The organism is uncultured Friedmanniella sp. (assembly GCF_964244285.1).
Taxonomy (GTDB): Bacteria; Actinomycetota; Actinomycetes; order Propionibacteriales; family Propionibacteriaceae; genus Microlunatus.
Map to the genome: position 1 here is coordinate 289,014 of NZ_CAXTHT010000005.1, position 9,442 is coordinate 298,455.

Annotated in this window: 10 protein-coding genes and 1 tRNA gene; 9 read left to right on the forward strand and 2 right to left on the reverse strand. The window is 66.5% G+C overall.

The window, feature by feature from the left end:
- Positions 1-33: 33 nt before the first annotated feature.
- Entirely contained in the window at positions 34-378 is a 345-nt protein-coding gene (locus tag ACFE7W_RS14490) for a hypothetical protein (RefSeq protein WP_375425511.1), read from the reverse strand.
- Between the two features lie 206 nt (positions 379-584).
- Complete coding sequence (locus ACFE7W_RS14495) at positions 585-950, reverse strand: hypothetical protein (RefSeq protein WP_375425512.1); 366 nt, start codon at positions 948-950, stop codon at positions 585-587.
- A gap of 126 nt (positions 951-1,076) precedes the next feature.
- Between ACFE7W_RS14495 and ACFE7W_RS14500 the strand changes: the two genes are divergently transcribed.
- The 9 genes from ACFE7W_RS14500 to ACFE7W_RS14540 all read left to right on the forward strand — a co-directional run bounded on the left by ACFE7W_RS14500 (position 1,077) and on the right by ACFE7W_RS14540 (position 9,330).
- Positions 1,077-1,418: a hypothetical protein gene (locus ACFE7W_RS14500; RefSeq protein ID WP_375425513.1), complete on the forward strand. Its 342-nt coding sequence runs from the start codon at positions 1,077-1,079 to the stop codon at positions 1,416-1,418.
- A gap of 279 nt (positions 1,419-1,697) precedes the next feature.
- Entirely contained in the window at positions 1,698-2,102 is a 405-nt protein-coding gene (locus tag ACFE7W_RS14505) for a hypothetical protein (protein ID WP_375425514.1), read from the forward strand.
- Positions 2,099-2,287, forward strand: a complete 189-nt coding sequence (locus ACFE7W_RS14510; protein WP_375425515.1) for a hypothetical protein — start codon at positions 2,099-2,101, stop codon at positions 2,285-2,287. Before ACFE7W_RS14505 ends, ACFE7W_RS14510 begins: the two co-directional genes overlap by 4 nt.
- 451 nt (positions 2,288-2,738) lie before the next feature.
- Positions 2,739-2,835, forward strand: a tRNA-OTHER gene (locus ACFE7W_RS14515).
- A gap of 794 nt (positions 2,836-3,629) precedes the next feature.
- Complete coding sequence (locus ACFE7W_RS14520) at positions 3,630-3,836, forward strand: hypothetical protein (protein WP_375425516.1); 207 nt, start codon at positions 3,630-3,632, stop codon at positions 3,834-3,836.
- Positions 3,833-4,726 carry a hypothetical protein gene (locus ACFE7W_RS14525; RefSeq protein WP_375425517.1) on the forward strand — a complete coding sequence of 298 codons (894 nt, stop codon included), beginning with the start codon at positions 3,833-3,835 and terminating at the stop codon, positions 4,724-4,726. Before ACFE7W_RS14520 ends, ACFE7W_RS14525 begins: the two co-directional genes overlap by 4 nt.
- On the forward strand, positions 4,723-6,291 hold the full coding sequence (locus tag ACFE7W_RS14530) for a DnaB-like helicase C-terminal domain-containing protein (protein WP_375425518.1): 1,569 nt from the start codon (positions 4,723-4,725) through the stop codon (positions 6,289-6,291). Before ACFE7W_RS14525 ends, ACFE7W_RS14530 begins: the two co-directional genes overlap by 4 nt.
- A gap of 99 nt (positions 6,292-6,390) precedes the next feature.
- Entirely contained in the window at positions 6,391-8,736 is a 2,346-nt protein-coding gene (locus ACFE7W_RS14535; RefSeq protein WP_375425519.1) for a hypothetical protein, read from the forward strand.
- Between the two features lie 183 nt (positions 8,737-8,919).
- On the forward strand, positions 8,920-9,330 hold the full coding sequence (locus tag ACFE7W_RS14540) for a hypothetical protein (RefSeq protein WP_375425520.1): 411 nt from the start codon (positions 8,920-8,922) through the stop codon (positions 9,328-9,330).
- The last annotated feature ends 112 nt before the right edge of the window (positions 9,331-9,442 follow it).

The following is a 9,442-nucleotide window of genomic DNA, read 5'->3' on the forward strand; positions in this document are numbered from 1 at the left end:
CGTCCCCATCGCGGGGGCGGGCCGGTTTGGGCGCTACGGCTGAATTCGGACGTACGGGATGGCGAGGTCGGTCAGGACCGCCTCGAGCAGTCCCGCGGGATCACTACCTTCGCGTCGCTCGAGCCGCTTGACGGCCTTGTCCCACAGGTCGGGCGGGACGATGTAGGCGGTCTCGTGGATGGTCCGGCCAGCGTCGAGCATGGTACGGGCGAGGTTCGTCTGGAGCTTCTTCGCGGCGTCGCGTTCGATCTCGCGCGCCGGCGGCCCGCACCAGACGCACTCCTCGTAAGCGCCCTTGTGTTGACGCCCGTTCCTCGGCGAGACATGGCCCTGCCTGCAATCGTCGACAGCGGAGGTCTGGGTAGGCGCGTCAGTCATGGCCGGACGCTATCGTCGTTCGCCTGCTGCCGTGCCCGGTTCGGCGTCATCGGAGGCGTTTGCGCTGTCCGGGGCCGCCCTCACTGTGACTTGGGCAGGCGGTTGTAGTTCGGGGGAACAAGCTCCCGCCTGTAGGAAGCCCTGGCCCTCTCCGCGCATCTCCCGCGGTGCTGTGTGCCGGGGCTTCCGCCATTTCTCCGGCGGGGTCAGACGGCGAGTGAGTCTGCGAACGCCCCGCCGCAAGTGGGGCAGTGGCCGGTCTGCTGGAGGTGGTCTTCGTCGAGCATCGTCCCCGTCGACAGGGTGACCGTGACCGGGGTCGCCGCCCGGTGGTGCCTGCTGATGCGTTTCCGCGGGTCCGCCTGCTGGGTCCAGCCGACGTAGTGACGGATGGGCGTGGCGGACTCGAAGCCGCCTCGGGCGAAGACGGGTGAAGGGCCGGCGTAGTTGCGGCTGACAGACCTGACGATGACGGGCGGGTCGTAACACAGGGTGTAGATGGTGCCCGGAATCTCCAGGTAGGGGAGGCCATGTTTGGCCTCGAGGTCGAGGACCCACTGCGGTTTCGCCATGGCGACAGCGTAGGGATTTCCTCCGACAGATTCGGTGGTTCGCCAGCCATTGCCGTATGCCACGAAGCGCGCACGGTGACGGGTGGCCGCACTCCTGCGACCCTCACCCCCCGAGAGGACCACCCCATGACCACCCGAGACGCTCAGTACGACGAGCTCCACGAAGCCCACGAGGCGGTGGAGGAGGCTCGACTGGCGTACAAGGCGGCAGCGGACCGCCGTCGTGCCGCCGCCCTGTCGCTGGGCATCACCTACCGGCAGTTGTCCGCGGAGCTGGGTATCGCCCCGAGCACCGCGTCGGCGATGTTGAAGGCTGCCCGGGTCGGGAAGCTAGACCCGACCGTCCACAGCCGCAAGCGGAAGGCGAGCTCCACGCCCGTCCCGACGCTGAACCTGGTGACCGGCGCCGAGTCGGCCGACCCTTCCGCGGAGCTCGACGAGCCGCGAATGGTGGGGGCCACGTTCTGACCCCACCCGGAGAGCCCCCAGTCGCACACCGCGGCTGGGGGCTCTGCCGTTCCTGACGCGGGCGCGGCGGTAGCGCCCGCTGGCGTTCAGAGCCCCCCGCTTGTGCCAGGTTGCGCGAGGGGGTTAGCGGCTTACAGGGCAAAATCTGGGCGTGGCATACGAACGGCTAAAGGAGACGTAGCTCACACGGCGGATCGGCCTGAAGTGGTTGTCGTGGCATACGAAGCCGACACGGTACTTACCAGAGGTCACCCCCGGCCTCACCATGAAGGAGACCCCATGACCACCCACACCGTAGATTTCGACCGGTTCACTGTCACCTCGGCCACCGCCGCATCGAACGTCCGCACGATCGTCAACCGTTTCCCCGGCCGCTGCTTCGTCTGCCAGCAGGACATCGAGGCGGGAGCCGGCTTCGCCACTATCGGCGGCATCGAGTCTTGGACCACCCACCACGCGTTGGGCACCTGCACCGTTCCGGAGGTGCCGCAGCTGGTTGCTGGGGGAGCGAAGTTTCCACGCCATAGCCCGGAGGGAAGGGCTCACAACCTCGCCTGGAACGCCCTGGTCGACTACCGCATGCGCGTCGTGAAGACAGCTCGGGTCCTCGCGGTGTTCGGACAGAACAACGCTGCCGCCCTTGCCGCCTACGACGAGGCGGACGCCGCTTTGGATGCGGCATGAACACCCGCGACTGGGACACGGTCGGCTTCGTCGTCCAGCAGCCCGTCTATGCCGGCAGCGTCGTCCGCAACCCACGCAAGACCCGGGAGCTGCAGCCGATGGTCGACGCCGGCTTCCACCGACGCCACCAGGCCGTCCAGGGCAGCAGCACCTACAACCCGGACAACCCCTGGGACCTCGACTGACCCACCCCGTGTGTTCGCCGCGACCACCCCCTGAGCGCCACAGGCCTGCGCATCCGTATCTACCTGATACGGATGCGCAGCTGTCGTGTCCGGCCGCTGCGGCAAGATCAACAGCGTGACCGACAAGTAGCCGAACTCGGGACTTTGGTCCCTACCCGCACCCGGCTCGCGGTCGGTAGCGTTCTTCTCGCACCTGGTGGCGCAGGAACCGTCGCCGGGCTCCGCTTGCCTCCCGTCCTGGGGAGAGTGGGCCGTTCGGTTCGCCGGACTCTGAAGCCCTCGCTGGGCTCACCCCGGCGAGGGCTTCCCCGCGTCTGGACCATTGCCGACGACGGGCCGGCGGACACGGTAGGGACTACGCCGGGGGCGACCCCATGGTGAGCCAAGAGCGACAGGGCCTCAGCCCCCCTGACTTCAACGAGACGCGGCAGGTCGTCCGTCTTGGCAAAATGCGCGGATAGCCAAATTGGTAGAGGCTCCACCGGGTAGCTCTCGGTGGATGAGGTCAGGGCCATTGACCTTTGCTGGTTCGAGTCCAGCTCTGTGCACGGTCCTGTGGTAGCCGTTCGAGTCGGCCGTCCCTCCGGGGAGCAAGGCAGCCAGGCGGCAGGACGCCGTGAAGGTCCAACCCCGGTGAAAAGCCGGGCACCCAAGCACAAGCCCCCTGGTCACAGCGACTTGGGGGCTTTCTGCTGTCTCCGGTTGCTCAGTTGTCTGTCAGTCAACTGACAGTGACTGACCCAAATCTCAGTTGACTGACAGTCATCTCAGTTGTCTGTCAGTAACTGACCTGGAGAGAGAGAAGGACTGAGAGATTGACTTGACTGACTGACTGAGGTTTGCCCTCGACCGGCCTCAACGAGTCACGACCGCACCACCTCGACCTGGTTGCGCTCATGGTTGAGCCCGCAACGGTCCCCGTCGAGCACCTCATCTATGCTCACGAGCCGCCCCCGGAGTCGCAGTCCGGGGGCGGCTCAACTCTTACTGAAGAACCTACTTGTGCTCGGCGCCCGGGCGCACACGGTCCCCGTCAGCCGGCAACTGCGAATCGGGAACACCCCGACCGGCCGGGTCTGGGAGGGCCCGCATGATGGAGGTTTTCACCCGACCGACTGCACCACGTACGCCCTACGCGACCGTGCCGCACTTTTACGCCAACCCACGCTTCATCCGGTTGACCCCAACCGCTCAGCACTCCCTCATCCGGCTGTGGCTGGAGGCTTCCCGCCACGGTTGGACCCGCATCCCTCGAGACGGACTCAGCCTCCTCTACTGGCTGGACGAGACGTACAGCGACCGTGCAGTCCAGCGGTGGACCGACGATGTCGAAGAGCTCCGGATGAATGGGTTCTTTCTTGCCACCGAGACCGACACGTTCGGCAAGCTGGCTGACTGGGAGAGCTTTGGCGCAGTCCAGAACAGCAACGAGCGTCGCGCGGCCACCAGCCGCTCCTCCGCCCTGGTCCGCTGGCACAACGCCGGCAAGCACGCCGGCACCGCCAACTCCGACTGCTCACTCTGCTCCGGGGCGGGAGACGCCCAGTGACCACCAACAACACCCCGTCGACCTCGATGACGTGGCTCTCCCTGCACACCAAGATTCTCAGCGACGCCCGGTTCATGCGCCTCAGCGACTCCGCCCGGCTCGCGTTCCTGCTGCTGTTGCCTCTCACCGCAGCGCAGGGCCTCAATGGTCTCGTCCCGTCCGACGCCGGAGACGTCCAGTTCGTCATCCGGCTCAAGGGCGGGGAGGACGCGACTGCTCAGGCCATTGCCGAGTTGCTCTCCTGCGGTCTGCTCGTCACCACCGACGACGACGAGCAGCTGCTCATCAGCGGCTGGTCGAAGAACCAGCGCCCCGACAAGGGTGGCTCCGAGACCCGCCCCGCGTCTTCCTCCCGCGGTCAGCTCATCCGCTACCACAACGAGGGGAAGCACGCGGAGAAGCCGCAGGAGAAGTGCGAGCTCTGCCAGCAGGCGCCGCCCGCCGTCAAGGCGGCCCGCAAGTCTCTCACGAAGGCAGCTACCAACGACGAGCCGACCATGACGGAGATGCTGGCCGACTTCCGCACTGTCACTATCCCCGAGTTCCTGTCCGCCAGCGGTTCCCCGTTCGAGGGCTACATCAGGGCGCTCGGAGAGGCCGAGACCCTGGCAGCTGTAGCCGAAGAGCTCAAGCTCTCCGACAAACCCCTCGGAGCCCTGCGTAACGAGGTCCTCGCACACGCCCTCCGCAACCTTGTCGACGAGAGCATCAGTTACCCAGCCATCACCCGGGCGAACAAGGCGGCGAAGGCCCTCGGAGACGACGGTCACAAGTGGTGGGTTCACGCGTGCGTTGCGTCCGCCAGCCGGAAGTTCGCCGACGAGGACCACATCATCAACTCCCTCACCGGAACCGCCCAGCGGGCACGCTCGAAGGGGCTGTCGGCATGAGCAGCATGTTCGAGTCCGGCTTCGGGCCGGCACCCGACGAGAACCCCTGGGACGTCGACGGTCCCGTCGTCGAGCTGCAGGTCCTGTCCGGAGAGGTCGAGGCGCCGTCCGGCCTCGGGCCCAGCCCCATCACCGCGGCCATCGCTGTCGCGGGACGAAACCCCGGAGAGGACGTGGTGTTCGACCACACCGGCACCCTCATCGCCCGCCCGTCCCCAGAGCAGCAGGCCATCGAGCAGGAGCGGAACCGGCGTCGGGCGAAGGAGGTCGTCGACGCAGAGCTCGCCACCAAGGTCCCGATGCGTACCGGCCGCATCAAGGTTCGCGACCTGGCAGCTCAGGCCGTCGCCGAGCTGGAGGCCCGGAGGGAGCACGGCGTCGTAGGGCTGAAGACTGGCGTCGAGTCGTTCGACAAGCTCGCAGCTCCGATGTTCCAGCCGGGTCGAGTCATCGGGGTCGCCGCATCGACCAAGACCGGCAAGACGACCATCCTCGGTCAGTGGCTCGTCAACTTCGCAGCTCAGAACATCCCCACCCTCGTCTTTACCTTTGAGGACGAGCCGACTGACACCGTTAACCGGTGGAACTCGAACGTCGCCACGGGCAACATTGGCGACATCCGCGCCGGTTTCATCAAGGACGGGGTCAAGGAGGACGTCCCCGAGGACTACGACAAGGGCATGGAGTACCTGTCCGGTCTCGATATCGAGGTTTCGCCGACCCAGGCGTCATGCTCGCAGATGGGCTACGAGGTCGGAGACTGGACGCAAACCTGGCCTGCGGGGACACCCGCCGGTGTGGTCGTCGTCGACCAGCTTTCCCACGTCGTTCCTGACGACCCGGCTGCGTTTAAGGCTCGCTTCCCCGGCTACACGCCTCCGCCGCACCCGGACAACACGGTGAAGCTGCTCGAGTGGCAGACCGCGATGCTTCAACGGATTGCCCGCAGGTGGAACGTCATGGTTATCCTTGCCCTCCAGCGCAACGAGAACGACAAAGACTGGGAGGAGCCGACGGTCCGCTCCATCCGGGACAGCCGCGGCATTGTCCACAAGCTCGACGCCTTGGTTATTCCGTGGCGGCCCGAGCGGCTGGTCAACCCGGAGCCGGGCCCCGGCCAGCCTGAGACGGTGCCGAACACCGACGAGCGCATGTGGATGTGCGTTCCCGTCGCGCGCCACATTGCCGGCGGGTTCAAGGTCGAGGTCGAGTGGCAGGGCCAGCACAGCCGCGTCGCTGACCTCGGCGCCGGCATGGGGACCAAGTGGCAGAAGCCTGACGCCGTCTCAAAGGAGCAGCTGAGCGGGATGGCTGCCTACGCAGAGGTGAAGGCGAAATGGCAGCGCTACGTCGACGGAGTCCAGGACGCTGCGAACTCGGGTGAAAAGGCACCGGAAGCTCCCGCCAAGCTTAAGTCTGTCGGAACCGTTGGGGCTAAGTGGAAGCTGCGAGTTGCTCAGCATCGGGAGCTCGAGTCCTCCGGAAAGGGCTTCGGGGGCGGTGGCGGAGACGCAGTCCGTAGGAACCTCGATCAGGCGGCCCGAGAGTCGGGGCTTGCCTTCTGACCACCCCCGGCGCACGCACCGGACGGGCCCTCGCGGCTGGTCCGGTCGCTGCGTTTCCGGCAGCTTGCCGCACCCCTGGTCGCGCGGACGGTCAGAGCCATGGCGACCACCTACTACTCCTCCCGCTGGAAGACGCACTACGTCTGGTTCAACGGCGGACGCGTCCCCGTGCGCGACGCCGAGATTCTCGCCGCCGTCCAGCAGGAGTTCGGCCACAAGATCGTCCTGACCCAAGGCGGCCTGTCAGGTGCGGTGGCTGCCAGCGCCAAGACGCACTTCGGACTCGGGGCGTTCGACATCTCCGTCCGCGGGCTCACCAAGAGCCAAGTGTGGCACCTAGCGTCCCTGCTCATCAGCTGCGGAATCATCGCGTTCCCGAGAGGTTTCTGCGTCGACAGCTTCCAGGGCCGAACCGTCAGCAACATCCACGACGGCAACGAACACATCCACTGCGCCTCGAACGAGTCCTACGACTCGCTCCACCCGCAGGCGCAGGCTCAGGTCCGCGAGTGGAAGCGCGGTGGAGACGGACTCGTCGGCTCCCGCGGCTACACCGGCCCGTCGACCAAGCTCGGCTCCTGGGCGAAGAGCCCGCTCAATCCGAAGAACCAGCTGAAGAACGCGCCCACCAAGAAGCTGACCGAGACCTGGTACGTCGCCGTCGACGAGCTGATCGCCGTCAACTCGGCCCGTCAGGTCAAGCACGTCCGGAAGCGCGAGTTCAAGATCAACTCGGTCAAGCGGGTCTACCTGTTCGGTCGTTGGAACGCGGTCACGGTCGCCGGCAACTACTACGCGATCGGCTCGGCCAAGTCCCCGTACCTGACGAAGACGGCCCCGACCAAGCCGAAGCCGTCACCGAAGCCCGTCAAGCTACCTGCCACGACGAGCGGGCTGCGTCCGTCGGTGGCGAAGGCCTGGCCGGCCATGTGTGCCCGGTACGAGGGCGTCTGCTCGTGGATGTACCTCGATACTCGCGGTCTCGTCACCACCGGCACCGGGAACTTGATCGACAGTGTCGCAGCTACCCAGAAGCTCACCTGGTACACGAAGGCTGGGACCAAAGCCACCCCGGCCCAGGTCGCCGCGGAGTGGCGCCAGACCAAAGCGAGGCAGTCGCTGCGCAGCAAGGGAGGCTACGTCTACCGGACCTATGCGACCCTTCACCTGACCGCGGCCGATATCAACAAACTGCTGATGGCGAAGACCGCCGAGTTCCTGAAGACGTTCTCGACCGACTTCCCCCAGTTCGGCACCTGGCCGGCTGACGCCCAGCTCGCCGCGATGGACCTCATGTGGCAGAACGGACCGAAGTTCGGATCCGCGAAGAATGCTAAGGGTCAGTACGTCTGGGCGAACACCCGGGCCGCGTTCCTCGCGCAGGACTGGACGAAGGCTGCGAAGGCCGTCCCCGGCTCGGCCACGTCAGCTCGTCGTATCGCTCGGGTGCGGCTGCTGACCAACGCCGCCAAGGTGAAGGCGCTCAAGCTGGACTACGCGACCCTGTGGGACACGAAGACGCCGGTCAAGAAGAAAAGCCCGATCAAGATCGTCGCCCCGATCGTCGTCGTCGCTGCCGCCGGCGCCGGAGCAGCAGATGCCACCCCGGCCGTCCCCGTGAAGTCGCCGGTCGTCGTGTCGACTCCGAAGGCCACCCCGAAGCCGACCACGACTCCCAAGCCGACCACGGCGCCCACCACGAGTCCGGTCACCACGATCAAGCTGGCGCAGCTGCCCGGCAAGTTCGCCTCGAACATCAGCCTGATTCAGGGTGTCTACCCCTTCCAGTGGAACGGGAAGTCGGAGTTTCTGATCGCGCAGCAGTACCACAAGACCGACAGCCGCTGGCACTGGATCGACTCGAACGGCAAGCTCAAGTCGACGATGGTGCTGTCGGGTGGAGGTCACCCGTCGCAGGCTGCCGTGGATGTCGTCACCGTCGCCGGGAAGCCGCAGCTCCGGGTGTGGACGCCGTGGGGTCGCGACGCGTACACGGTCATCTACCGGGCAGGCACCGTCACGAAGAGCTCCTCCGGGGTGGCCAAGCTGCCGGGAGTCTCCGATGGCAGCCTGTGCGTGACCCTCGGCAAGCCTGGCGTCGCTGGCTACGCCACCAAGGCGACCACTGGCAGCACGTGGACGTTCCGCCGCTACAGCATCGCGGGGAAGCTCCTCGCTACCGTCACTACCCCCGACCTGGGCGTATTCCAGGGGTTCGGTTTCGACGCTGACCGGGTCTACGTGCTGACCGGGCAGACGGGCAAGAGCCGCGGTGTCCACGAGTTCCTGTGGGCGGGCTACACGTCGCTGAGCACGGTGCGTCCGGGTTCGCAGACGGAGCCGGAGTCGCTGTCGTGGCTGAACGGCCATCTCGTGTTCGGGATGCGTGAGGGCGGCAAGTCGCTGAAGCGCACGGTCACCCTGAACCGTGTTCCGGGGCTGTGACCTATGACCGGACAATCTTTGGTGAGACCAGTGAAGTGCGTCGGCCACAAAAAGGACGGTTCGCCGTGCGGTCTGCCTCCGATCAAGGGCGCGACGGTGTGTCGCGTCCACGGGGGGAACAGCCCGCAGGTGAGGGCGAAGGCGGCTCGGACGACGTTGACGGCGCGCATTCAGGGTCAGCTGGTGAAGGAGCTGGTGGAGCCGGTGACGGACCCGGTCGCCTACTACGCGCGGTTGGCTGGGGAGATGTGGGCGTTCAAGGAACTGGCGGCTCAGCAGATGGAGGAGCTGTCGTCGTGGGAGCTGACGTTGACTGGCCCGGGTGACTCGCTGTTGGGTGAGCAGGCTCGTGCGGTCATCGGGGTCTATCAGGCGGCGGTGGCGCAGTGTGACCGGACGCTGGGGAACATGGTCCGGCTGGGGCTGGATGCGAAGGCTTTGCAGGTGGCGCAGGAGCGGCCTTCGCGTGAGGCTGCTGCGACCGTGTTGGCGGCCGTTCAGGCTGCTGCTGCTGACCCGGAGGTGGGGATGACGCCGGCTCAGGTTCAGGCGTTCGGTGCCGCTGTCAGGAAGGCGCTCGAGGCTGCGTCCTGAGGCGAATTCTCACTGTGGCATACGAACGCTGTCGCCTACTGGATGAGCGTGAACTGCCCGCCGAGCGCTGCTGTCGCCTCCGGCTCCACCCGCTCCAGCTGCTCCGGTTCAG

Excerpts from the sequence above, each read along its gene's own strand:
- ACFE7W_RS14500 (WP_375425513.1), top strand. The coding sequence starts at position 1,077 with ATGACCACCCGAGACGCTCAGTACGACGAGCTCCACGAAGCCCACGAG.
- ACFE7W_RS14495 (WP_375425512.1), bottom strand. The coding sequence starts at position 950 with ATGGCGAAACCGCAGTGGGTCCTCGACCTCGAGGCCAAACATGGCCTC.
- ACFE7W_RS14505 (WP_375425514.1), top strand. The coding sequence starts at position 1,698 with ATGACCACCCACACCGTAGATTTCGACCGGTTCACTGTCACCTCGGCC.
- ACFE7W_RS14530 (WP_375425518.1), top strand. The coding sequence starts at position 4,723 with ATGAGCAGCATGTTCGAGTCCGGCTTCGGGCCGGCACCCGACGAGAAC.
- ACFE7W_RS14520 (WP_375425516.1), top strand. The coding sequence starts at position 3,630 with ATGAATGGGTTCTTTCTTGCCACCGAGACCGACACGTTCGGCAAGCTG.
- ACFE7W_RS14535 (WP_375425519.1), top strand. The coding sequence starts at position 6,391 with ATGGCGACCACCTACTACTCCTCCCGCTGGAAGACGCACTACGTCTGG.
- ACFE7W_RS14490 (WP_375425511.1), bottom strand. The coding sequence starts at position 378 with ATGACTGACGCGCCTACCCAGACCTCCGCTGTCGACGATTGCAGGCAG.
- ACFE7W_RS14510 (WP_375425515.1), top strand. The coding sequence starts at position 2,099 with ATGAACACCCGCGACTGGGACACGGTCGGCTTCGTCGTCCAGCAGCCC.